Below are 23,566 nucleotides of genomic sequence, written 5' to 3'. Positions count from 1 at the left end.
GCCGAACGCAGCCTCGCAGGCTCGACAGCTGCTACAGCGGATGCGTTGCCATCGGGGTGTCAAACAAGCGTTTCATCGGTTTGATGGCCATCTGACTACTTTTGTCAGTGCGTTCTTTTGTGCATTCAGTACAATCGCTCGATTTGCCCTCCCGAGAACGGAAGCAGTACGGTAGGGCGATCGCGAGAAAGTCACATGCTCATCGGTAGCTATTCACCCACGCTGGTTATCATTTCGCTCTGCGTAGCGATTCTCGCCTCTTACACCGCACTCGACCTGACCGAGCGCATTGCCACTGCCAAAGGCCGTGCCGTATTTCTATGGACGGCGGGCGGCGCCTTCGCCATGGGCGTTGGTGTGTGGTCGATGCACTTTATCGGCATGCTCGCGTTCACATTGCCCATCGACCTGGGTTACGACTTCACCCTCACGGCACTCTCGCTGCTGACCGCGATCCTGTCCTGCGGCTTTGCGCTGTGGCTGGTCAGCCAGCCCCGGCTGCCGTCCTGGCAACTGGCGTTCGGCGCGTTGATCATGGGCGCCGGGATCAGCGCCATGCATTACACCGGCATGGCCGCCATGCACATGCAGCCGGGCATCGATTACGACCCGACGCTGTTCGGCGCGTCGTTGCTCATCGCCGTCGGCGCCTCGGGCGCAGCGTTATGGATCGCCTTCCGCCTGCGCCAGCACACGCCTTATGTCGGCCTGCTTCGCGCCGGCGCTGCGGTGATCATGGGCCTCGCCATCGTCGGCATGCACTACACGGCCATGGCCGCGGCGCGCTTCCCGGACGGCAGTTTCTGCGGCGCCGCCATCAGCGGTTTGAACGGCAAAGGTCTCGACAATCTGGTGCTGATCACCACGCTCGCGGTGTTGAGCATCGCGTTGCTGACTTCGGTGCTCGATGCGCGTCTTGAAGCTCGCACCGCCGATCTGGCGCGCTCGCTGACGGAAGCCAATCGCGAACTGACCCAACTGGCCCTGCACGACACCCTGACCGGTTTGCCCAATCGCATGTTGCTGGCCGACCGCATCGAGCAGGCCATGTCCAAGGTCCAGGAGCAGGGCGGTTGCTTTGCGCTGATGTTCATTGATCTTGACGGTTTCAAACCGGTCAACGACGCCTTCGGCCACCACATGGGCGATCAGTTGTTGCGCGAGGTCGGTTTGCGCCTGCGCGAGGACATGCGCAGTCAGGACACCTTGGCGCGAATCGGCGGCGATGAATTCGTGCTGCTGGTGCGGCTCAGCGAGCCAAACGATGCGTTGAACGTCGCGGCGCGTCAGGTCGGGCTGATCGGCAGTTCGTTCCGCGTTGCCGAGCATGAGCTGCAGATTTCCGCCAGCCTCGGCATCGCACTGTACCCGGGCAACGGCCAGACCGCCCAGGAACTGCTGATGAATGCTGACGCGGCGATGTACCACGCCAAGGGCGCCGGGAAAAACGGCTACAGCTTTTTCGACGCCTCGATGAACAGCAACGCGCGCAAACAGCTGCAATTGCTGCAGGATTTGCGCAACGCCCTCGAACAACAGCAGTTCAGTCTCTACTACCAGCCCAAGTTCGACGCCAGCAATGGTCGTCCGGTGGGTGCCGAGGCGCTGCTGCGTTGGGAGCATCCGACCCAGGGCATGCTGCTGCCGGACAAGTTTATTGACCTTGCGGAACGGACCGGGCTGATCATTCCCATTGGTGAATGGGTGCTGAACGAAGCCTGCCGCCAGATGCGCGAGTGGTACGTGCTCGGCTACACCGACTGGCGCATTGCGGTGAACCTCTCGGCGTTGCAGTTCTGCCATGCGGGCCTGGTCAAGAGCGTCTCCAAAGCCCTGGCCACGCATAAGCTGCCGGCCAATAGCCTGACCCTGGAAATCACTGAAACCACGGCCATGAGCGATGCCGATGCGAGCATGACGGTGCTTCAGGAACTCTCGGAAATGGGCGTTGACCTGTCCATCGATGACTTCGGTACCGGCTATTCGAGCTTGATGTACCTCAAGCGCCTGCCGGCCAACGAACTGAAGATCGACCGCGGTTTCGTCCGCGATCTGGAACACGACAGTGACGACGCCGCCATCGTTTCGGCCATCGTCGCCCTCGGCCAGGCGTTGGGCTTGCGCATTGTCGCCGAAGGTGTGGAGACCGGTGTCCAGCAGGACTTCCTGACCAAACTCGGTTGCGATTCATTGCAGGGCTACCTGCTCGGGCACCCGCTGCCGGCGGATCGCTTCATGGCGGACATTGTTCGTGGGGAGCGAGTGGCGACAGGCGTTGTGCCTGTAGCAGCTGTCGAGCCTGCGAGGCTGCGTCCGGCAGCGAAGCTGACGTGAAATCAGGCGGCGCGGTGTTTCAGTAAGACCTCATGCGCATGTTTTACGACGACTGCGTCGCCGAACGCAGCCTCGCAGGCTCGACAGCTGCTACAGAAGAATGCAGCTTCGCAGCCAGGAAGGCGGCTACAGCGAACGCCCAATGGCGGGATCAGTTGATGTGAGTCCATGCAAATCCGCGCAATGGCGGGTATTCTTGGCCCCGACTGCTTACGCGTGAAGGGGGAAAGTCAGCATGGACAAAGTCATTGTCATCACCGGCGGCGGCCGTGGTATCGGCGCGGCAACCGCGCTGTTGGCCGCTGAGCTTGGCTATCGGATCTGTATCAACTATCAATCCGACGAATCGGCTGCGCATGGCGTATTGGCGCAAGTTCGCGCTTTGGGCGCTCAAGCCATTGCGGTGCGTGCTGACGTCAGCATCGAAGACGAAGTGATCAGTCTGTTCCACCGGGTGGACACCGAACTGGGTCGGGTCACGGCGCTGGTGAACAACGCCGGCACCGTCGGGCACAAGTCCCGCGTCGACGAAATGTCCGAATTCCGCATTCTCAAAACACTCAAGACCAACGTGCTGGCACCGATCCTCTGCGCCAAGCACGCGATCATGCGCATGTCGCCCAAGCATGGCGGGCAGGGCGGCAGCATCGTCAACGTATCTTCGGTGGCCTCTCGCCTGGGCTCACCCAATGAGTACGTGGATTACGCCGCCTCGAAAGGCGCGCTGGACAGCTTCACCATCGGCCTGTCCAAGGAAGTGGCGGGCGAGGGGATTCGCGTCAACGCGGTGCGACCAGGGTTTATCTACACCGACTTCCATGCGCTGAGCGGTGATCCGGATCGGGTCAGCAAGCTGGAATCGGCGATTCCGATGGCCCGGGGCGGACGGCCGGATGAAGTGGCGGAGGCGATTATCTGGTTGCTGTCGGACAAGGCTTCTTATGCGACCGGGACTTTTGTTGATCTGGGCGGCGGGCGTTAACCTCTGAGACGTGTGTTGGCCGGGCCGGCCTCTTCGCGAGCAAGCCCGCTCCCACAGTTGGACGCGTTCCCCCTGTGGGAGGGGGCTTGCTCGCGAAGGCGGCAGCTCAGACGACATCAACTTCTCAGAACGACCGCACAATCCGCCCCAACGTCTCCATCGCCTTCTCCGAATCCTCGGTCCACGGGCTCCCATAATTCAACCGAATACAATTCCTGAACCGCTGCGTCGGTGAAAAGATCGGCCCCGGCGCGATGCTGATGCCTTGCGCCAATGCCATCTGAAACAACTTCAGCGAATCCATCTGCGGTGGCAATTCCAGCCACAAAAAATAGCCGCCGGCCGGTTGACTGACGCGCGTCTGCGCCGGGAAGTAGCGAGCGATGGCGGCGAGCATGGCGCTTTGCTGTTCTTCCAGGGCGTAGCGCAGTTTGCGCAGGTGCCGGTCGTAGCCGCCGTGTTGCAGGTAGTCGGCGATGGCGGCCTGGGCCGGCATCGAGGCGCACAGTGAGGTCATGAGTTTCAGGCGTTCGATCTTCTGCGCGTAGCGCCCGGCGGCCACCCAACCGATGCGGTAGCCGGGGGCTAGGCTCTTGGCGAAGGAACCGCAATGCATCACCAGCCCTTCGGTATCAAAGGCCTTGGCCGGTTTCGGTGCCTGTTGGCCGTAATAGAGTTCGGCGTAGACATCGTCCTCGATCAGCGGCACCTGATGACTGCGCAATAACTCGACCAGCTCCTGTTTCTTGGCCTCGGGCATGGTCGCGCCCATCGGGTTCTGGAAACTGGTCATGCACCAGCAGGCCTTGATCGGGTGGCGTTCCAGGGTTTGCGCGAGCACGCCCAGATCGATTCCGTCACGCGGGTGCACCGGGATCTCGACGGCCTTGAGCTTCAGCCGCTCCAGGATTTGCAGGCAGGCATAGAACGCCGGCGCCTCAATGGCCACCAGGTCGCCGGGCTCGGTGACCGCTTGCAGGCACAGGTTCAAGGCTTCCAGCGCGCCGTTGGTGATCAGCAGTTCTTCCATCGGCAGCATCAGGCCGCCGACCATGTAGCGCAGGGCAATCTGGCGTCGCAGTTGCGGGTTGCCCGGCGACATGTCGGTGACGACCATGCGCGGATCCATGTCCCGGGCGGCACTGGCCAGGGAGCGGGACAGGCGCTGCAGCGGGAACAGGGTCGGGCTGGGAAAGGCCGAGCCGAACGGTACGGTGGTCGGGTCCTTGATCGAGTCGAGGACCGAGAACACCAGTTCGCTGACGTCGACTTCAGTGGATTCGTTGACCTGGCTGCTGATCACCGGCTCCGAGAACGGGCTCGGCGCGTGTGCGTTGACGAAGTAGCCGGAGCGCGGCCGGGCGCGGATCAGGCCACGGCGTTCGAGCAAGTAATAGGCCTGGAACACGGTGGACGGGCTGACCCCGTAGGTCTGGCTGGCGTAGCGCACCGACGGCACGCGCTGGCCGGGGCCGAGAACGCCGGAGCGGATCAGTTCAGCGATGTCGTCGGCGAATTTTTCGTAGCGTTTCATCTAAGTCCCGCAATCGAATGGGTTCAATTAGCTGTTGTGGCGAGGGGGCAAGCCCCCTCGCCACAGGGCACCGCAGTCTAAGGGATCAACGGTTCATCGGCGCAACAAACCGGCTTTTGGCCACGCTATAGATGTCCGGCTCGTCACTGTCGACAATCTTGAAACTGATCGTCTGCGAGCTGCTACTCGGCCGGTCCGCCAGCATGGCCACCGACACCGGCACATCGACAATCTCGCCCGGCGCCAGGCTCAGTTCGGTCTTGCCTTGCAGCTGGAAGCCTTCGCCATCTACCAGACTCAATTGGTAATCCTGACGCAGCTGAGTCTTGTTGATGACCTTCAGGCTGTAGATGTTTTCGATCTGCCCCTGGCTGTTCTCGCGGAACAGGCCACGGTCCTTGCTCACGTCCAGCGACACCATCGGCCGTTCGACCAGGGCGAGGGCGAGGGCACCGATCATCACCAGCAGCACCGCCGTATAACCGATCAGCCGCGGCCGTAGCAGATGAGTCTTGCCACCTTGCAGCTCATGCTCCGAGGTATAGCTGATCAGGCCACGGGCGTAGCCCATTTTGTCCATGATCGAATCGCAGGCATCGATACACGCCGCGCAGCCGATGCACTCCATCTGCAAGCCGTCGCGAATGTCGATCCCGGTCGGGCAGACCTGCACGCACACCTGACAATCGATGCAGTCCCCCAGACCCACCTCGGCCGGTTTGACCTCACGTTTGCGCGGGCCACGGTTTTCACCGCGAGCCACGTCGTAGGAAATGGTCAGAGTGTCCTTGTCGAACATCACGCTCTGGAACCGCGCATACGGGCACATGTGCATGCACACCGCTTCACGTAGCCAACCGGCGTTGATGTACGTCGCACCCGTAAAAAACAGCACCCAGAACAGACTGACACCACCCATTTGCAGGGTCAGCAGCTCTTCGGCCAAGGGCCGGATCGGTGTGAAGTAGCCAACGAACGTCAGCCCGGTGAGCAGGCTGATGGCCAGCCACAGGGTGTGCTTGGCCGAGCGGCGGATCAATTTGTTCAGCCCCCATGGTGCGGCTTGCAGTTTGATGCGCTGGTTGCGTTCACCTTCGGTGATCTTCTCGCACCACATGAAGATCCAGGTCCAGGAACTCTGCGGGCAGGTGTAACCGCACCAGACGCGACCGGCGAACACGGTGATCGCGAACAGGCCGAACGCGGCAATGATCAGCAGTGCCGAGAGCAGGATGAAATCCTGGGGCCAGAAGGTCGCGCCAAAGATGTGGAATTTGCTCTCGGATAGGTCCCAGAGCACCGCCTGACGGTCGCCCCAGTTCAGCCACACGGTGCCGAAAAACAGCAAGAACAGAACGCCCGCACCGCTAAGACGCAAGGTGCGGAACAGGCCGGTGAAGCTGCGGGTGTGAATCAGGTTGTCGCTGGACTTGGCCTTTATCTTTGGACGCAAAGGCTCGTTTTTTATAAATGAGGCAGGTTCTAGGGTTCGGACGGGGATTCTTTCGCTCATGGTCTTTCGCTCATCAGCCTCCATCAGGCATGAGCACTATGACCAGCGAACTGTTTGCATAACAGACTCAGGTATTGCAATAAAAAGCGGATCAGATGGCGGTTGATCCGCTGCCTGCGACAACTTGATGCACCCCGTCACAGCGGGACGCAGACGCCTATATCAGGCGCCTGCGGGGGTTGTTGATCCGGGTCAGTCAAATCACCGAATCACTGTCGGTGGCCTTCAAATGCCGGCGACCGTCCACTGCGCCTGCTACGGTCAATGCGTCGGCTTCTGCTTCGGTGATGTAGACGCGCTGGCCATTGAGCTCAACCGCCGACATGGCTTTTTCCGAGTCAGTGATGATCGTGACATCGGGGCACAGGCGAATTTCTTCGCCGTTCTCGGTGAGGAAAAAGCAGGTCTGGTTTTCGATGCGCACAGTCATGGAGGTGTCCTTTTTTTTGCGGGTTCTAAACTGTTAGGGCGCATCCGACGGTCATCGTTCTGTGCAACCGATTAATGGTCGGCGCGGTCCATCCTTCCAATAACAATCAATCACAAGGATTGCACCATGGACGCCTGGTGGCATGAGGTTTGGGTAACGCTGCAAGCGGAGTTCGCCGACATCGGCGATGCGTCACAACTGACGCGTATAACCGTGAGATTGCTGATCGCAGCCATATTGGGCGGCATTCTCGGATTCGAGCGTGAGCAAAAGGGCAAGGCGGCCGGGGTTCGTACTCACATGCTGGTCGCGCTGGGCGCGGCGCTGTTTGTCCTGGTGCCGCAGATGTCCGGCTCCCAGGCCGATGCCATGAGCCGGGTGGTGCAAGGCGTGATCGCCGGGATCGGCTTTCTCGGCGCCGGCACCATCCTGAAAAACCAGGAAGGCGATGAAGGCCACGTAAAAGGCCTGACCACAGCCGCCGGGTTGTGGATGACTGCCGCCATCGGTGTCTCGGCCGGACTGGGCCGCGAGGCGACGGCGGTGTTCAGTACGTTGCTGGCGTTGGCGATCTTCAGCGTGATGCCGAAGATCGTGCAACTGCTCGACAAGGATAAAGACGAGCAGGAGCGGCCGTAGTCATCACTCGGGCGAAACGATCACCGGCGGCATCGTGTCCGGTGGGTCTTCTCTGGGTGGCGGCGTGGTGCCGGGCGGCTCTTGCTCGGGCACAGGTTCCGGCTCGGTCGGCGGGATGGTCGGGTTGTCGATGTTCGGATCGGGTGTTTCGGCCGGGATAGGAATACTCATCGTTGAAGCCTCCAGTGGCACATGGCGTAAGTCGTGCTTAAGTGAGTTGACCGTCGCGCAAGGGATTTGATTCCCCGGCAAATGGGCGTGAACTTTTCCCCGCGCTTGTCGCTCGGAACCTAAGTGAGTTCATTTCGGGACCGATGGTTCTGCGTGAACGACGACCAGACACAAGAGCGTCCATGGGGCGTTAAGGAGAGATGCTCGATGACTGCTGAAAGACCGACTGAGTTGAACTACAACCCTCATATGCCGCTGTCGCAGGCTCTACTGTTGCCGCGCATCGCGATCGAAAACATCATGCCGACCCTCGATGGCGGGCAGTTTGCTGCCAAAGCCGTGGTGGGTCAGGACGTGGTGGTAACCGCCAAAGTATTTGCCGACGGTCACGACAAACTGGCCGTGCGCATACGCTGGCGTGCCGACGGCGACGAAGCCTGGCAACGCGAGGTCATGACTGACCTTGGCAACAACGGCTGGCAGGGCCAGTTCCGTGTTGAGGAGCAGGGTCGCTACGTCTTTTGTATCGAGGCCTGGATCGATCAGTTCGCCAGCTTCTGTTATGAGATTGAGAAAAAGAACATCGCAGGAGTGCCCGTCAGCCTGGAATTGCAGGAAGGGCGCAATCAGGTCCAGCAGGCAGCCGAACGCTCCGAAGGGCCGTTGAGCGAAGAACTGGCGGCGTTACACCATGAATTGTCCGGTCTGCTCGAAACCGAGCAGGTCGCGCTGTTTCTGCACCAACGTAGCGCCGACCTGATGGCCCAGGCCGATCACCGCGCTTATCTGAGTCTCAGTCCCGAGTTCCCGCTGGACGTCGAGCGGGAGTTGGCGCAGTTCGCCAGTTGGTATGAGCTGTTTCCGCGCTCGATCACCGACGATCCGGCCCGTCACGGCACGTTTAACGACGTGCACTCGCGACTGGCGATGATCCAGGACATGGGTTTCGACGTGCTGTATTTCCCGCCGATTCACCCGATCGGTCGCAGCTACCGCAAAGGTCCGAACAATTCATTGACCGCCGGCCCCGACGATCCGGGCAGCCCGTATGCCATCGGCAGCGAGGAAGGCGGGCACGAGGCGATTCATTCCGAACTCGGCACCCGCGAAGACTTCCGCCGATTGGTGGCAGCCGCGGCCGATCACGGGCTGGAAATTGCCCTCGATTTCGCGATCCAGTGCTCTCAGGATCACCCGTGGCTCAAACAGCATCCGGGCTGGTTCAACTGGCGCCCGGACGGCACGATCAAATACGCCGAGAACCCGCCGAAAAAATACCAGGACATCGTCAACCTCGATTTCTATGCCAGCGACGCGATCCCCAGTTTGTGGGTCGAGCTGCGCGACATCGTGGTCGGTTGGGTCGAAGAGGGCGTGAAGATCTTTCGCGTCGACAATCCGCACACCAAGCCGCTGCCGTTCTGGCAATGGCTGATCGCCGATGTGCGGGCGCTTTACCCCGAGGTGATGTTCCTCGCGGAAGCCTTTACCACGCCGGCGATGATGGCCCGGCTGGGCAAGGTCGGTTACTCCCAGAGCTACACCTACTTCACCTGGCGCAATACCAAGACGGAACTGGCGACCTATTTCACCGAATTGAACGAATCGCCGTGGCGAGAATGCTACCGGCCGAATTTCTTCGTCAATACGCCGGATATCAACCCAGCGTTTCTGCATGAGTCCGGGCGCGCCGGTTTTCTGATCCGCGCCGCGTTGGCGACCATGGGCTCCGGTCTGTGGGGCATGTATTCGGGCTTCGAACTCTGTGAAGCCGCGCCGGTGCCGGGCAAGGAGGAATACCTCAATTCCGAGAAGTACGAGATTCGCCCGCGGGACTTCAACGCGCCGGGCAACATCATCGCCGAGATCGCCCAGCTCAACCGCATCCGCCGACAAAACCCGGCGTTGCACACGCACCTGGGCTTGACGGTCTACAACGCCTGGAATGACAACATCCTGTATTTCGGCAAGCGCAGCGCGGATGGCAGCAACTTCATTCTGGTGGCCGTCAGCCTTGATCCGCATAACGTCCAGGAAGCGAACTTCGAATTGCCGCTGTGGGAAATGGGCTTGCCCGACGACGCCAGCACCCAGGGCGAAGACCTGATGAGTGGCCATCGCTGGACCTGGCACGGCAAGTACCAGTTCATGCGGATCGACCCGGCGCATCAACCGTTCGGCATCTGGCGCATCACCGCCTAGCACAATCGTTCCCACGTCGAGGCGTCGAACCGTCCGCGTGGGAATGCCTCCCGGGACGCTCCGCGTCCCATCCAGAGCCGAACGCGGAGCGTCCGTAGAGGCATTCCCACGCAGAGCGTGGGAACGATCATCAACAGGAGTTTCAAATGGCGAAGAAACCCAAGGCAGCCACCTTCATCAAGGACCCGCTCTGGTACAAGGATGCGGTGATCTACCAAGTACACGTTAAGTCTTTTTTCGACTCCAACAATGACGGGATCGGCGACTTTCCCGGCCTTATCGCCAAACTCGATTACATTGCCGACTTGGGCGTCAACACCATCTGGCTCTTGCCGTTCTACCCGTCGCCACGACGCGACGATGGCTACGACATTGCCGAGTACCGTGGCGTGCACCCCGACTACGGCACCATGGCCGACGCCAAGCGTTTCATCTCCGAGGCCCACAAACGCGGCCTGCGGGTGATCACCGAGCTGGTCATCAACCACACCTCCGACCAGCACGCCTGGTTCCAGCGTGCGCGTAAAGCCAAACCGGGTTCGGCGGCGCGGGACTTCTACGTCTGGTCCGATGACGACCACAAATACGACGGCACCCGCATCATTTTTCTCGACACCGAGAAGTCCAACTGGACCTGGGACCCGGTCGCCGGCCAGTACTTCTGGCACCGTTTCTATTCGCACCAGCCGGACCTGAACTTCGACAACCCGCAAGTCATGAAAGCAGTGCTGTCGGTGATGCGCTACTGGCTTGACATGGGCATCGACGGCCTGCGGCTCGACGCGATTCCGTACCTGATCGAGCGCGATGGCACCAACAACGAAAACCTGCCCGAGACCCACGACGTCCTCAAGCAGATCCGTGCCGAGATCGACGCCAATTACCCGGACCGCATGCTGCTGGCCGAGGCCAATCAATGGCCGGAAGACACCCAGCTGTACTTCGGTGACACCGACAAGAAAGGCCTCAACGGCGACGAATGCCACATGGCCTTCCACTTCCCGTTGATGCCACGCATGTACATGGCGCTGGCCCAGGAGGATCGCTTCCCGATCACCGACATCTTGCGTCAGACCCCGGAGATCCCGGCCAACTGTCAGTGGGCAATTTTCCTGCGCAACCACGATGAGTTGACCCTGGAAATGGTCACCGACAAGGAACGCGATTACCTGTGGAATTACTACGCGGCCGACCGTCGGGCGCGGATCAACCTGGGTATTCGTCGCCGTCTGGCGCCGTTGATGGAGCGTGATCGTCGTCGCGTAGAACTGCTCAACAGCCTGCTGCTGTCGATGCCCGGTACGCCGACGATGTATTACGGCGATGAAATTGGCATGGGCGACAACATCTACCTCGGCGACCGCGACGGCGTGCGTACGCCCATGCAGTGGTCGATCGACCGCAACGGCGGCTTCTCCCGCGCCGACCCGGCGAGCCTGGTGCTGCCGCCGATCATGGACCCCCAATACGGTTACCTGTCGGTCAACGTCGAGACCCAGGCCGGCGACCCACACTCACTGCTGAACTGGACCCGACGCATGCTCGCCGTGCGCAAGCAGTCCAAGGCTTTCGGTCGCGGCACGCTGAAAATGCTCTCGCCGAGCAATCGACGGATTCTGGCGTACACCCGTGAATACACCGGGCCGGATGGCAAATACGAAACCATCCTGTGTGTCGCCAACGTATCGCGCAGTGCGCAAGCGGCGGAACTGGACTTGTCCGCTTACGTCGGCATGGTGCCGGTGGAGATGCTCGGCGGTAACGCCTTTCCGCCGATCGGCCAGTTGAATTTCCTCCTGACGCTGGCGCCTTACGGGTTTTATTGGTTCGGACTCGCTGCGGAGAATCAAATGCCTAGCTGGCACGTAGAACCGGCGCAAAGCCTGCCGGACTTCACCACCCTGGTGTTGAAAAAACGCATGGAAGAGCTGCTCGAAGCGCCGTCACGCGGCACGCTGGAGCAGGGCATCCTGCCGAACTGGCTGCAAAACCGCCGCTGGTTCGCCGGCAAGGACGCGGCCATAGAGAAGGTCAACCTGGCCTACGGCGTGCGCTTCGGTGATGCGCAGCATCCGGTGCTGCTGAGTGAAATCGAAGTCACCAGCGGCGGCCAGACCAGCCGTTACCAGCTGCCGTTCGGCTTCATTGCCGATGATCAGGTCGGCCCGGCGCTGCCGCAGCAACTGGCATTGTCCAGGGTGCGACGTGGCCCGCAGGTGGGTTTGATCACCGATGCGTTCAGCCTGGAAAACTTTATCCGTGCGGTGCTGCTCGGCATGCAGGAAAACACTGTATTGCCTTCGGACGGTGGCGAGATTCGTTTCGAACCGACCGACGAACTGGCCAAACTGGGCCTGAACGCAGAATCGGAAGTGCGCTACCTGTCCGCCGAGCAATCCAACAGCTCGGTGGTGATCGGCAGCAGTCTGGTGCTGAAGTTGATCCGCAAGGTTGCGTCGGGCGTGCACCCGGAACTGGAAATGAGCGCGTATTTGACCAACGCCGGTTTCAGCAATATTTCGCCGCTGCTGGGTTCGGTGGTTCGCCGCGATGCCCAGGGCGAAGACAATCTGTTGATGATCGCCCAAGGCTATTTGAGCAATCAGGGCGATGCCTGGGAATGGACCCAGAACAACCTCGAACGGGCACTGCGCGACGAACTGGCTGACGCCATGTCCGAGCAGGAGCAACACTACAACGCCCTGGGTGAACTGAAGGACTTCGCCGGCATGCTCGGCCAGCGACTGGGTGAAATGCACCAGGTGCTGGCGGCTCCGACCGATGACCCGGACTTCGCGCCGAAGGTCACTACACAGAAAGAGGCCCTGGCCTCGGCCAAGGACGTTGCGGCGCAGCTGGAGCACTCGCTGAAGCTGCTCAAGCAACATCAAAGCGAACTGAACCCGGCGGACAAAGCGCTGGTCACTCGTTTACTGGACAACAAAAAAGCCATCCTCAGCCACGTCCAGGACCTGGGCAAAAAAGCCGTCGGTGGTTTGCGCATTCGCGTCCATGGCGACTTGCACCTGGGTCAGGTGCTGGTGATCAAGGGTGACGCTTACCTGATCGACTTCGAGGGGGAACCGGCGCGGCCGTTGAGCGAGCGACGCGGCAAGCACAGCCCGTACAAAGACGTTAGTGGCGTACTGCGCTCCTTCGATTACGCCGCGGCGATGGCGATCAACGTGCACAACGTCGACAACACCGCCGAGGCCCGAGCGGCACGGCAACGGGTCGCCGACCGTTATTTGAATGAAGCAAAACAGGCATTTGTCGACGCTTATCGGCTGGCGGCAGCTAGTCTTGCTCATGCGTGGCAAGATCCGGAAGGCGAGGACGCCGCGCTGGCGTTGTTCGGGCTGGAGAAGGCGGCGTATGAGGTGGCTTACGAGGCTGAAAATCGCCCCACGTGGCTGCCGGTTCCATTGCATGGTTTGTTTGGATTATTGAGTGGGCTTAAACCCTTTTCCGATCTTGGTGGAGAGTAGTTATGAGTTTCTCGAACAAGGAACAGGGTCACGCTAAAGAAGCGCTGCTGCCCAGATCACGGGATATCGACGCGCTGGTTCGCGCCGAACATCACGACCCATTTGCAATTCTCGGCCCCCACGGCGATGACGCCGGAGGGCAATTCATTCGGGCTTATCTGCCGGACGCGCTGAGCGTTCAGGTATTGGCCAGGGACTCCGGGGAAGAACTCGGCAACCTTGAAGCCACCCAGACCCCGGGTCTGTTTGTCGGCCACTTCGATCGGGCCCAGCCGTATCTGCTGCGCACCCGTTGGGCCGGCGGCGAACAGGTTTCAGAAGACCCTTACAGCTTTGGCCCGTTGCTCGGCGAGATGGACTTGTACCTGTTCGCTGAAGGCAATCACCGTGACCTCAGCGCCTGCCTCGGCGCGCAGTTGAAGTCGGTCGATGGTATCGACGGCGTACGTTTCGCCGTGTGGGCACCGAACGCCAAGCGGGTGTCGGTGGTCGGTGACTTCAACAATTGGGACGGGCGTCGACACCCGATGCGCCTGCGCCATCCCACCGGGGTCTGGGAAGTATTTATCCCGCGCCTGCAGGCGGGGGAAACCTACAAATACGAAATTCTCGGCGCCCACGGCATTCTGCCACTCAAGGCTGACCCGATGGCCCTGGCCACCTCGCTGCCACCGGACACTGCATCCAAGGTCGCTGCACCACTGAACATTGATTGGCAGGACCAGGCATGGATGCAATCCCGTGCCGACCGGCATCTGCCGAGTGCGCCGCTGTCGATCTACGAATTGCACGCCGGTTCATGGCAGTGCGAACTGGACGATCTGGGTGAAGTGGCACGCCAGTACACCTGGCACGAGCTGGGTGAGCGGCTGATTCCTTATGTGAAGGAATTGGGCTTCACCCACATTGAGCTGATGCCGATCATGGAACACCCGTTCGGTGGTTCCTGGGGTTATCAGCTGCTGTCGCAATTCGCCCCGAGCGCCCGCTACGGTTCGCCGGAAGATTTCGCCGCCTTCGTCAACGCCTGCCACCAGGCTGATATCGGCGTGATCCTCGATTGGGTGCCGGCGCATTTCCCCACCGATACCCACGGCCTCGCACAGTTCGACGGCACCGCGCTGTACGAATATGGCAATCCGCAGGAAGGTTTCCATCAGGATTGGGACACGCTGATCTACAACCTGGGCCGCACCGAAGTGCATGGCTACATGCTGGCATCGGCACTGCACTGGCTCAAGCATTTCCACGTCGATGGCCTGCGGGTCGATGCCGTGGCTTCAATGCTCTATCGCGATTACTCGCGCAAGGCCGGGGAGTGGGTGCCAAACCGCCATGGCGGACGCGAGAACCTCGAAGCCATCGACTTCCTGCGTCACCTCAACGACGTGGTCAACCTGGAAGCGCCGGGAGCGCTGGTGATCGCCGAGGAATCCACCGCATGGCCGGGTGTCAGCCAGGGCACGCAACAGGGCGGACTGGGTTTTGACTACAAATGGAACATGGGCTGGATGCACGATTCGCTGCATTACATCCAGCAGGACCCGGTGTACCGCGGTCATCACCACAACGAGCTGAGTTTCGGCCTGGTGTATGCCTGGTCCGAGCGCTTCATCCTGCCGATCTCCCACGATGAAGTGGTGCACGGCAAACACTCGCTGATCGACAAGATGCCGGGCGACCGTTGGCAGAAATTTGCCAATTTGCGGGCCTACCTGAGCTTCATGTGGGCGCATCCCGGCAAGAAGCTGCTGTTCATGGGCTGTGAATTCGGCCAGTGGCGCGAGTGGAATCACGATCAGCAACTGGACTGGTACCTGTTGCAATACTCGGAACACAAGGGTGTGCAGAAACTCGTCGGCGACCTCAATCGGCTGTACCGCGAAGAGCCGGCGATGCATGACCAGGACGACGCGCCGCAAGGTTTCCAGTGGTTGATCGGCGACGATGCGATCAACAGCGTTTACGCGTTCCTGCGCTGGAGTAAGGAAGGGCGGCCGGTGTTGGTGGTGGCGAACTTCACGCCGGTGCCGCGCCAGGCCTATCGCATCGGCGTGCCGTATGCCGGGCGCTGGGGCGAGGTGATCAACAGCGATGCGGCGATGTATGCCGGGTCCAACTATGGCAACAGCGGCGGAGCCTTTACCGAGGAAGAGCCAAGCCATGGGCAGGCGCTTTCGCTGGTGTTGAATCTGCCACCGCTGGCGGTGTTGATCCTGAGTCCTGAGGGCTGATCTAAAACCGAGTCGCCCCATTCGCGAGCAAGCCCGCTCCCACAGGTCATGCGCTGTCCTTGTGGGAGCGGGCTTGCTCCGGGCGGCGTTCCGACGAAGGCGTCAGCCCAAACAACAAATATCGTCGAACAAGCCACTCACCACCGCATCCGCACCCCAAGACTCCCGATCAACCCATTCAAATCATTGTCATCCACATCACTGCTGTAATCGGCGCTGACGTAAAAACTCACCGCGGGCGTGACTCTGGCCACCAGCCCCAAGCCCACTTCGACCGTCGATGAATTGCGACTGCTGCTGATCTTGTCCACCTGATCGAGGGTCACGGTATTGCCGGTGTACACGGTGTGCCACAAGTTGGTCCGCACATAGGGTTCGACCCCCAGTCCGTTGATGTCGTAACTCCCTTTCAACCGGGCACCGACCCGGCCGCTCCAGGACGTCAGGTCGCTGGACGACGCATTGCTTGAACCGGCATAAGGCGTATCAAGCGTAATGCGCTGATTGATCAACTGCGCTTGCGGTTCGACCACCCAGTTCTCGCTCACGCCAATCGGAAAACCACCTTCCACCGACAATGTCACCGCGCTGCCTTCGGTCGCCATCCTTGCGCCCTGGTCGTTACGGCTGTAACCGTTGACCCGGCCGCCACTGGCGGACAAATCCACGTGCCAGCCTTGTGGGCCGGTCAGGCTCCAGTAGGCGCCGAGGCTCTGGCCTTGCAGGTTGAGGGTGTCGTTCTCAGGGTCGGCGAGTGCGCGGCTGGTCAACAGGCCATTGCTGTTGCCTTGTAACTGAGTCATCCCACCGATCAGACCGACCCGCTGGGTATGGCCGCTACCGCTCTGCAGGGTCAGGATCGCCGGGCCTTTGAATTCGGTGCTGCCAGGGATGGAATAACCCTGGGTCATGACATCGGTCTGTGCCTGGCGCGATGCCTGCCCGTACAGCTGATCCCAGGCCGAAGGCGCAGCATCTTCAATGGTCAGGCGTGAACTTCGTGTATCGGAGGCGGCGCTGAAGTGGCCGGGGTAGGGGGCGGTGACAGTGATCGTGGGCAAGGTCATTGCCGGAACATCCTGGCGATACCAGGGGGCGGTTTCTTCCTCTGCGGGCCCTGCTTGCACCTCCATTGTCGAACACAGCAGCAGTGAACTCGAGACAGTGCAAAAAGTGACTTTGATCTCTTGTTGGGTGAATGAAGTTTTCATGGGGGTCTACCTTGCAATCGCATGCCGTATCTCGCTCTGGCGTCTCTCTCCTACCCCGAATGAGGGGCGACCGAATGGATTGAGGCAAGCCGCTGGCCGCCCGATTTCGCGGGTGTCTGGAGGTTTGCCCCTGGTGGGATTTCCGGGGGTAGTAACGTGAAGCTAAGAAGACCCTTGACAGGGCGTCAAGAAAATGGCCGATAAGTGGTAGTGTTATTTTAGTGCTCGCAAGTGACTGATTTTTGCCGCGCATCTAAGTTCTTGTTTGTTCGAAAAATCGTCAAAAACCCCGCGTGCCAGAGCCTTTGGATAGTCGGCTATCGGTCTGCCGGGGTGAGGTTCAGAGCACGGTTGTACCGCTGATCCGGTGTCTCGATTCTGTCAGTAATGCTGCGCTGAAATGAACGCAAGGTGACCGGCGTCTTCACGCAGGTTTATCTGTCTGGCGAACAGGGTTGCCCGCGACTAGGCTGAATAGTCAGCCATGAAATTCGGCGGCATCCCGGTGCAAGGACAGGAGCGGAATCAATGAAAACCCAACACAGTGTTTTCTGCCTGATGTTCACCCTGGCCCTTGCCCCGGGGGCTCGCGCCGAAGAGGCACCCCCGGCGGACACTACTTTGACGATCAACCCGCAGGTGGTCGACAAACTGATTGATATGGGCAACTACCTGCGCAGTCTGTCGAAGTTTCAGGTGGACGCCGAAGTGACCCGGGATACTGTTCTGGAGACCGGCCAGAAGATCAAGTCCGAGGCTTCCACGACCCTGAAAGTACTGGGGCACGATCGAATGTATGCCAAGACAGAAGGCGATATTCGAACGCGAGAGTTCTTCTACAACGGCAAGAAACTGACCCAGTACTCACCGTACCTCAAGTACTACACCACGATAGATGCTCCGCCCAAGGTGTCCGAAGCCCTGCACATGATCGAAGACCATTACGGCATTCAGATCCCCATGGAAGACCTGTTTCTGTTTGGCAGCGATCAGGCGCAGATCGATGCCCTTAAAGAAGCCCTGTACGTGGGGCCGTCGGCGATCAAGGGCCAGCTCTGTGACCACCTGGCCTTTCGGCAGGAGGGCGTTGACTGGCAATTGTGGATCACCCGGTCCGAGAAGCCGCTGCCGTGCAAACTGGTGATTACCACCACTGACGAGAAGAGTTTTCCGGAATACAGCGCGGTGTATCGCTGGAACCTCAAGCCTGGCCTTCAGGAGTCGATGTTCACCTTCAAACCGGCCAAGGGCGACGTCGCGATCCCGTTGAAGAAGGCCGCTGAGCAGGGAGGGGAATGACATGAACCGGACAATGTCGTGGAGCCTGTTGTTATCACTCGCTGCCGCCACCGTGCTGACCGTCGGCCTGATCGCCGAAGCGGATGCCCGGCCGCGAGGCCAGGGGCAGGCAAGGGCCTCGGTCAATCGAGCGCCGGCACCCAATGCCCAGCGGGCGCAACGGATGAATACTTCGCAACGGGCGAGCAACGTCAATGCGGGCAATCGGGTGAATTCAGGCAATCGGGTGAATTCTGGCAACCGGGTCAATGCCGGGAACAGCGTCGGCAACCGCACCAACATCAACAACAGCACCCGTAACGTCAACATCAACAATAATCGTGATGTCGACATTGATGTCGATGGGCATGGCCGCTATGGCTACGACAATCACTACCATCCAATCGCCGCGGCGGCGGTCGTGACCGCAACGGTCGCGGTGACGGCGGCGGTGGTTGGCTCAATCTTTACGCCGGCGCAAATGCCCACGAGTTGTGTGGAGGTCATGCAGTACAACACGTTGTACATGCAGTGTGGTTCGACCTGGTATCAACCGCAGTATCAGGGCAGCAATGTGACCTACGTCGTGGTCAACGCGCCTTGATGCGTTGACCGCTCAGAGGTGCACTTCCACCGCTAGCGGCAAGTGATCCGACAGGTGCGTCCAGGGCTTATTGCCGAGAATTCGCGGGTTGTGGCTGCTGGCGTTGCGCAGGTAGATCCGGTCCAGGCGCAACAGCGGAAAGCGCGCCGGATAGGTTTTCGCGGGGCGGCCATTGTGGCGCTCGAAGGCTTCATGCAGGTAATCGCGCCGGGCGAGGGCGGCGTTGCCTTGCAGCTGCCAGTCGTTGAAGTCGCCGGCGATGATCACCGGCGCATCGTCGGGCAAGGATTCGAGCAGCAGACAGAGCAGTTGGAGCTGCAACTGCCGATGGCTTTCCAGCAGGCTCAGATGCACGCAGATCGCGTGGACTTCAGCGTGCCCCGGGACGTCGAGGATGCAGTGCAGCAACCCGCGCCGTTCGGGGCCGGTGATCGAGACGTCAAGGTTGCGGTGTTCACGAATCGGGTATTTCGACAGCAGCGCGTTGCCGTGATGGCCGTTGGGGTAAACGGCATTGCGACCGTAGGCGAAATCGCTCCACATGCTGTCGGCCAGGAACTCGTATTGCGAGGTCTGCGGCCAGTCGTTGTAACGGGAAGAATGCCGATCGTGTTCACCGACCACTTCCTGCAGGAATACCAGGTCGGCCGACGTACTGCGCACCGCTTCACGCAGCTCGGGAAGGATGAAACGCCGGTTGAGGGCGGTAAACCCCTTGTGCGTGTTGACCGTCAGCACCCTCAAGCGATGAATCGCCGTGGGCGAGTCCAAGGGCACTGATTCGACGGCTCGCTGCTCGGAATCACTGGTCACGTTCACTCCTCTGAATCTGGGCTGCTTATGCATGCGACTGATGCAGCGGCGGGCAGTTCAGAGTGATTCGTCGCCGGCAGCCTTCACGCAAAAATGTAGCAGCTGTCGAGCTTGCGAGGCTGCGTCCGGCTGCGGAGCAGTCGTAAATCCTGAATGCACGGTTTATCTGATAATCCGCGTTGCCTGATTTTACGACTGCTTCGCAGCCGGACGCAGCCTCGCAGGCTCGACAGCTGCTACAGCGCGTGTTGGGTCAGACGAAGACGACTTCATAGGGCAAGCGCATGCGCTCCAGGATGACCCGGGGCAGCAGCGGTGCGATGCCGATGGCCGGTTCGCCGTCGAGCTGGCTGGCGTAGGCGTGGGTGGCGTGGCTTTTGCGCGCGACGGTCCAGGTGTCGAGGCGTATTTTGCGCGCACGATGCCAGGGAAACAGTCCTTGCTCCCGGGTCGGCCAGTGCCAGGCCCAGACCGGCAGTTCGTTGACCGTCGCGCCGACCATGCTCGCAGCATTGGCGCTGGCGCGGCCGACGGCGTCATGATCCGAGGTGCCGTCTTCTCGCCAGGTACTGAACACCACATCGCCGGGGCGCAAATAACGGGCAATGAATTGGGTCAGTTGGGTTTCACGCTCGGCCAGGGCATTGTCGGTGAAGCCGCCGCGAATCCACTTCAGGCTGTGCATCGGCAATCCCAGCCGGCGCAACGCTTCGACGCTTTCCTGGCCGCGAAACACACTCAGGCGTTTCTCTGACCATTGCTGCGAACCCGGATGGCTGGCGCTGCCATCAGTGATCGAGATCAATTGCAGGGGATGTCCAAGGGAGGAAAGAAGTTGAAGCAGGCCACCACACATGACCACTTCATCGCCGGGATGCGGTGCGATGACCACGGCGCGTGCGCCAGCCGGGACCAGGGTCTCGGTGTTGATAACGGGGATGTTGTCCAGTTGCAGGGCGCTGTTCCAGACCTGTCCCGGCAAGCTGCTTTCGATGATGGAAACGGGTTTCATCGGGCTACGTCCTTGTTCTGTTTGATAGCAATAGGCAGCGCTCCATACCCTGGATTGCCGCGAGCAGAGTATTGCTCAAGTCAGGCTGTTCGTCGCGTGGTGGTGTCGCCTGAGACGGTTTTTTTTAACCAACCTGTGCCAGGCCCCGCAAAAAATCGCCGAAACCGCCGCGCGCCCGGCTGTCCAGTCGGGCGCTGGTGAGTACTTGCGGGCGATGACTCCAGGCAATGTTGGCGCCGCAGCGTTCGAGCTGGCGCACCAGTTGCACATCTTCGTCACAGGCCAGCGGTTCGAAACCGCCGGCGCGCCGATAGGCGTCGGCACTGATGCCCAGATTGGCCCCGTGAATGTGCCGATGGCCGTCGCGGGCCTGATAGTGCTGGTGATAGCGAATCTGTGTCGATTCATCGATCGAATCGTGCCATTCGTCCACCGTGACAGTGCCGCACACCGCGTCGACATCAAGGGCCAGTTGTGCCACCAGCCAATCCTGCGCCACACGGCTGTCGGCATCGGAGCAGGAAATCCAGCGCGCCCCGCGATCCAGCAGAAACCGCGCCCCGGCGGCGCGGGCCTGGCCGACGTTACGTGCCTCGATCGCCAGACTGTGCACCGGGTAAGCACTGACGATCTCCAGGGAACGGTCGGTGCAACTGTCGAGCACCACCAGCACCTCGACGGCTTCACCGTCCAGCATCTCGTGTTGCGCGGCGAGCAGGGCCGCTTCAAGGCAGTCTTCGAGCAAGTCTTCTTCGTTATGCGCGGGGATCACAATGCCAATCATCGCAGGCCCTCCAGAGCCGCCACGGAGCGGGGTTCACGACTCCAGAGTTCCAGCAGGAAATCCGCTTCCTGATGCAGGACCAGGCGCGGCAAAGGCAAATGTTCGTGGAGCAAGTCGTGCACTTGCCGGGCATTCAGCGGGCAACCGTCGATGGACGGGCGCCAATGGCAGGCCAGCAGTTGGCCGTCGGCAGTCAGCGACTGGGAGGCCTGTTCGATCAGGTGTTTCAGGTCGTCGGCGTCGAGGTAATAGCCGATCTCGCTGAGGACGATCAGGTCGAATTTTTCATCCGGCCAATCAGCAGGCAAGCGGAGGTGACGGACTTCGGCGTGGTCGAACGGGCCCAGTCGGGTGCGGGCCAGCGTCACCGCTGCGGCGGCGGTGTCGCAACACAAAAGACGATCACAACGGCTGGCCAGCTCAAAGCTCAGCTCGCCGTTGGCACAGCCGGGTTCAAAGATCGCCCGGTAGTGCGGACGAGGCAGTGCGGCGAGGGTGATGGCGCGTTTGCGTTGTTCATACCAGCGCTGACGAAACGACCAGGGATCATCGTTGCCGGCAAACAAACCGTCGAAATAGCGATCATCCACGCTCATAAAAACACCACCTCGAACGGTTGCAGCAGTCGCTCCAGTACATAAGGCGCCAGCACCGGCGGCAGGCCGATTTGCGGATCACCTTCCAACTGACTGGCAAAAGCATGGATCGCGTGGCGTTTGCGCGCGACCAGGTGCGGGGCCAGCAGGATTTTCCGCGCCCGGTGCCACGGCACCAAGCTGTCTTCGGGTGTTGCCCAGTGCCAGGTCCACACGGGCAATTCATGCACGGTCACACCGGCGCGTTTCGCCGCTTCGGCGCTGGCCCGGCCGACGGCTTCGTGATCGCAATGGCCGTCTTCGCACCACGTGGTGAACACCACGTCGTTGGGGCGCAAATGCCGCTCGATGAATTCGCTCAACTCGGTTTCTCGATCGGCGACCTGGCTGTCCTTGAACCCGCCGCGCAGCCATTTCAGGCTGTGCAGTGGCAGCCCCAGACGGCGCAAGGCTTCGACAGACTCTTGTGGCCGGACCGCGCTCAGGCGCTCCACCGGCCAGCGCTCGGAACCGGGGTGGCTGGCGCTCCCATCGGTGACCGAGATCAGTTGCAAGGGTCGGCCGGCGGCAGCAAGCAATTGCAGGAAACCGCCGCAGCCCAGCACTTCGTCATCCGGGTGCGGGGCGATGATTACCGCGCGGGTGCCTTCCGGCACCAGACTCAGGATATCGATGACCGGCAACTGCGCCAGATGGCTGGAGGTTTGCCACCGATGAAGCGGCGTGCCTTGTCCGATGATGGGGTTGGTTTTCATAACGTCCATGTTCCGCTGATGGCTGTCTGGCCGAGGGCGGCGAGGTCCCGTTCGGCGTGGCTTTGGCGCAGGAATACCGGCAGGTCGGCGATCAGTCGAGCGAACTGCCGGTCCTTGCAATAAGGGCCCGCGCCGAGGGCGTGGCCAACGTGCAAAATGACCTGTTCGACGGCGTGTTCCACCACCGCACGGACGCGCCGGGCCAGCAGTTCGGCGTCGTCCAGCGGAGCCGCGTCAATCATCAGTGCGCTGACCCGCAATACCTCGGCGGCAGCATGCAACGCACTGTCGACGGCGCCCAGATGGGCGAGGGCGTGGGGTTCTTCATGTTGAGCGCAGTGAGTACGCAAGCGTTCGGCGATGCTCTGTGCCGCGCCGTACCAGCAGGCAGCAATGCCGATGCCGCCTTGCCAGAAACCGGGCCGATTCAGGTAGTCGCCGCGGTAGCCGATGGCTTGTGCTTCGGCGCCTTCGAACAGCACTTCGACGCTGCCGGTGGCGCCCATGCCGATTGCTTGCCAGCCCTGATCGGTGATGGTCACGCCGGGTTGATCCAGCGCCACGGCGACCAGTTGCTGGCAGTCCTGATGATCCCAGGCTGTGAGCAACGCATGACTCAGCACCGCCGCGCCCGAGCACCAGGCCTTGCGTCCTTTCAGAACAACCATTTGCCCTTGTGGACGGACGCGCACCCGCGCCTGCGGCGGTTCGGCCGCCCACATGCCCCACGTGCTGCCAGGGGTTGGCGAGCCACCGAGTTGCTGGATGATCGCCAGCGCATCGGTATGGCCTTCGTACAACTTGCACAATCCGAGGTCATGAGCACCGACCTCGGCCAGGCGCTGGAACCGCTCCAGCGTCTGGCCACTGCCCGGCAGCGGGAGTTGGTCAAGGCCTGCCTCCACCAGCGCCCGCAGGCACCGGCCTAGCGCCTGAGTATCGGCGTAGTCCGGTGACTGGTGATCGAGAAACGCTTGAAGGTCCAT

General features: G+C 61.0%; 19 protein-coding genes. 8 read left to right on the top strand and 11 right to left on the bottom strand.

The annotated features are described in order from the left end of the window. Positions 1-195: 195 nt before the first annotated feature. Together ACA072_RS15195 and ACA072_RS15190 are read left to right on the top strand one after the other, a co-directional pair. Positions 196-2,334, top strand: a complete 2,139-nt coding sequence (locus tag ACA072_RS15195) for a putative bifunctional diguanylate cyclase/phosphodiesterase (protein ID WP_497618652.1) — start codon at positions 196-198, stop codon at positions 2,332-2,334. A 235-nt stretch (positions 2,335-2,569) separates the two neighbouring features. Beyond that, positions 2,570-3,316, top strand: coding sequence for an SDR family oxidoreductase (locus tag ACA072_RS15190; protein ID WP_497328323.1), 747 nt, complete (start codon positions 2,570-2,572; stop codon positions 3,314-3,316). A gap of 124 nt (positions 3,317-3,440) precedes the next feature. On the opposite strand, the gene mapR is transcribed toward ACA072_RS15190, so the two are convergent. The 3 genes from mapR to ACA072_RS15175 all read right to left on the bottom strand — a co-directional run bounded on the left by mapR (position 3,441) and on the right by ACA072_RS15175 (position 6,793). After that, positions 3,441-4,850: a GntR family transcriptional regulator MpaR gene (gene mapR, locus ACA072_RS15185; protein WP_131061905.1), complete on the bottom strand. Its 1,410-nt coding sequence runs from the start codon at positions 4,848-4,850 to the stop codon at positions 3,441-3,443. 85 nt (positions 4,851-4,935) lie between these two features. Then, on the bottom strand, positions 4,936-6,363 hold the full coding sequence (ccoG, locus tag ACA072_RS15180; RefSeq protein WP_497618649.1) for a cytochrome c oxidase accessory protein CcoG: 1,428 nt from the start codon (positions 6,361-6,363) through the stop codon (positions 4,936-4,938). Positions 6,364-6,559: 196 nt separating this feature from the next. Further along, entirely contained in the window at positions 6,560-6,793 is a 234-nt protein-coding gene (locus ACA072_RS15175; RefSeq protein ID WP_131061903.1) for a DUF3203 family protein, read from the bottom strand. 126 nt (positions 6,794-6,919) lie between these two features. On the opposite strand from ACA072_RS15175, the gene ACA072_RS15170 reads away from it, so the two are divergent. Further along, a complete protein-coding gene (locus tag ACA072_RS15170) occupies positions 6,920-7,432 on the top strand; it encodes an MgtC/SapB family protein (protein WP_497618647.1) in 513 nt (170 codons plus the stop codon). 3 nt (positions 7,433-7,435) lie between these two features. Here ACA072_RS15170 and ACA072_RS15165 read toward each other — a convergent pair whose 3' ends face one another. Beyond that, entirely contained in the window at positions 7,436-7,603 is a 168-nt protein-coding gene (locus tag ACA072_RS15165) for a hypothetical protein (protein ID WP_185066878.1), read from the bottom strand. Between the two features lie 207 nt (positions 7,604-7,810). On the opposite strand from ACA072_RS15165, the gene ACA072_RS15160 reads away from it, so the two are divergent. The 3 genes from ACA072_RS15160 (at position 7,811) to glgB (ending at position 15,527) form a co-directional block, all read left to right on the top strand. Then, complete coding sequence (locus tag ACA072_RS15160) at positions 7,811-9,805, top strand: alpha-1,4-glucan--maltose-1-phosphate maltosyltransferase (RefSeq protein ID WP_497618645.1); 1,995 nt, start codon at positions 7,811-7,813, stop codon at positions 9,803-9,805. Positions 9,806-9,951: 146 nt separating this feature from the next. Then, positions 9,952-13,293: a maltose alpha-D-glucosyltransferase gene (gene treS / locus ACA072_RS15155; RefSeq protein WP_497618643.1), complete on the top strand. Its 3,342-nt coding sequence runs from the start codon at positions 9,952-9,954 to the stop codon at positions 13,291-13,293. A 2-nt stretch (positions 13,294-13,295) separates the two neighbouring features. Beyond that, complete coding sequence (gene glgB / locus ACA072_RS15150; protein WP_497618641.1) at positions 13,296-15,527, top strand: 1,4-alpha-glucan branching protein GlgB; 2,232 nt, start codon at positions 13,296-13,298, stop codon at positions 15,525-15,527. 137 nt (positions 15,528-15,664) lie between these two features. Here glgB and ACA072_RS15145 read toward each other — a convergent pair whose 3' ends face one another. Further along, a complete protein-coding gene (locus ACA072_RS15145; RefSeq protein ID WP_497618639.1) occupies positions 15,665-16,738 on the bottom strand; it encodes an autotransporter domain-containing protein in 1,074 nt (357 codons plus the stop codon). Positions 16,739-17,266: 528 nt separating this feature from the next. Here ACA072_RS15145 and ACA072_RS15140 point away from each other — a divergent pair. Together ACA072_RS15140 and ACA072_RS15135 are read left to right on the top strand one after the other, a co-directional pair. Then, positions 17,267-18,037, top strand: a complete 771-nt coding sequence (locus ACA072_RS15140; RefSeq protein ID WP_497618637.1) for a DUF2092 domain-containing protein — start codon at positions 17,267-17,269, stop codon at positions 18,035-18,037. A gap of 1 nt (position 18,038) precedes the next feature. Next, entirely contained in the window at positions 18,039-18,620 is a 582-nt protein-coding gene (locus ACA072_RS15135; RefSeq protein ID WP_497618635.1) for a hypothetical protein, read from the top strand. Between the two features lie 12 nt (positions 18,621-18,632). Here the strand turns inward: ACA072_RS15135 and ACA072_RS15130 are convergent, their stop codons facing one another. The 6 genes from ACA072_RS15130 to ACA072_RS15105 form a co-directional block, all read right to left on the bottom strand. Then, the gene (locus ACA072_RS15130) at positions 18,633-19,433 is read right to left on the bottom strand and encodes an endonuclease/exonuclease/phosphatase family protein (RefSeq protein ID WP_497618633.1); all 801 of its coding nucleotides are present in this window, start codon (positions 19,431-19,433) and stop codon (positions 18,633-18,635) included. A gap of 253 nt (positions 19,434-19,686) precedes the next feature. Beyond that, complete coding sequence (locus ACA072_RS15125) at positions 19,687-20,445, bottom strand: PIG-L deacetylase family protein (protein ID WP_497618631.1); 759 nt, start codon at positions 20,443-20,445, stop codon at positions 19,687-19,689. 124 nt (positions 20,446-20,569) lie between these two features. Beyond that, positions 20,570-21,229, bottom strand: a complete 660-nt coding sequence (locus tag ACA072_RS15120; protein WP_497618629.1) for a glycosyltransferase family 2 protein — start codon at positions 21,227-21,229, stop codon at positions 20,570-20,572. Beyond that, entirely contained in the window at positions 21,226-21,825 is a 600-nt protein-coding gene (locus ACA072_RS15115; protein WP_497618627.1) for an SAM-dependent methyltransferase, read from the bottom strand. The genes ACA072_RS15120 and ACA072_RS15115 overlap by 4 nt, the downstream gene beginning before the upstream one ends. Beyond that, a complete protein-coding gene (locus ACA072_RS15110; protein ID WP_497618625.1) occupies positions 21,822-22,580 on the bottom strand; it encodes a PIG-L deacetylase family protein in 759 nt (252 codons plus the stop codon). Before ACA072_RS15110 ends, ACA072_RS15115 begins: the two co-directional genes overlap by 4 nt. Next, positions 22,577-23,566, bottom strand: a complete 990-nt coding sequence (locus tag ACA072_RS15105) for an acyl-CoA dehydrogenase family protein (RefSeq protein WP_497618623.1) — start codon at positions 23,564-23,566, stop codon at positions 22,577-22,579. The genes ACA072_RS15110 and ACA072_RS15105 overlap by 4 nt, the downstream gene beginning before the upstream one ends.

It is taken from the genome of Pseudomonas sp. LBUM1656 (assembly GCF_059716065.1).
The sequence above is the reverse complement of the archived record's forward strand: the minus strand, read 5'-3'. Positions and strand labels throughout refer to the sequence as shown.

Bases quoted from the DNA above. Each gene is read 5' to 3' on its own strand.
- ACA072_RS15190 (WP_497328323.1), top strand. From the start codon at position 2,570: ATGGACAAAGTCATTGTCATCACCGGCGGCGGCCGTGGTATCGGCGCG.
- ACA072_RS15145 (WP_497618639.1), bottom strand. From the start codon at position 16,738: ATGAAAACTTCATTCACCCAACAAGAGATCAAAGTCACTTTTTGCACT.
- ACA072_RS15140 (WP_497618637.1), top strand. From the start codon at position 17,267: ATGAAAACCCAACACAGTGTTTTCTGCCTGATGTTCACCCTGGCCCTT.
- ACA072_RS15195 (WP_497618652.1), top strand. From the start codon at position 196: ATGCTCATCGGTAGCTATTCACCCACGCTGGTTATCATTTCGCTCTGC.
- ACA072_RS15105 (WP_497618623.1), bottom strand. From the start codon at position 23,566: ATGGACCTTCAAGCGTTTCTCGATCACCAGTCACCGGACTACGCCGAT.
- glgB (WP_497618641.1), top strand. From the start codon at position 13,296: ATGAGTTTCTCGAACAAGGAACAGGGTCACGCTAAAGAAGCGCTGCTG.
- ACA072_RS15170 (WP_497618647.1), top strand. From the start codon at position 6,920: ATGGACGCCTGGTGGCATGAGGTTTGGGTAACGCTGCAAGCGGAGTTC.
- ACA072_RS15165 (WP_185066878.1), bottom strand. From the start codon at position 7,603: ATGAGTATTCCTATCCCGGCCGAAACACCCGATCCGAACATCGACAAC.
- mapR (WP_131061905.1), bottom strand. From the start codon at position 4,850: ATGAAACGCTACGAAAAATTCGCCGACGACATCGCTGAACTGATCCGC.
- ccoG (WP_497618649.1), bottom strand. From the start codon at position 6,363: ATGAGCGAAAGAATCCCCGTCCGAACCCTAGAACCTGCCTCATTTATA.
- ACA072_RS15135 (WP_497618635.1), top strand. From the start codon at position 18,039: ATGAACCGGACAATGTCGTGGAGCCTGTTGTTATCACTCGCTGCCGCC.
- ACA072_RS15110 (WP_497618625.1), bottom strand. From the start codon at position 22,580: ATGAAAACCAACCCCATCATCGGACAAGGCACGCCGCTTCATCGGTGG.
- ACA072_RS15160 (WP_497618645.1), top strand. From the start codon at position 7,811: ATGACTGCTGAAAGACCGACTGAGTTGAACTACAACCCTCATATGCCG.
- treS (WP_497618643.1), top strand. From the start codon at position 9,952: ATGGCGAAGAAACCCAAGGCAGCCACCTTCATCAAGGACCCGCTCTGG.
- ACA072_RS15115 (WP_497618627.1), bottom strand. From the start codon at position 21,825: ATGAGCGTGGATGATCGCTATTTCGACGGTTTGTTTGCCGGCAACGAT.
- ACA072_RS15125 (WP_497618631.1), bottom strand. From the start codon at position 20,445: ATGAAACCCGTTTCCATCATCGAAAGCAGCTTGCCGGGACAGGTCTGG.
- ACA072_RS15175 (WP_131061903.1), bottom strand. From the start codon at position 6,793: ATGACTGTGCGCATCGAAAACCAGACCTGCTTTTTCCTCACCGAGAAC.
- ACA072_RS15120 (WP_497618629.1), bottom strand. From the start codon at position 21,229: ATGATTGGCATTGTGATCCCCGCGCATAACGAAGAAGACTTGCTCGAA.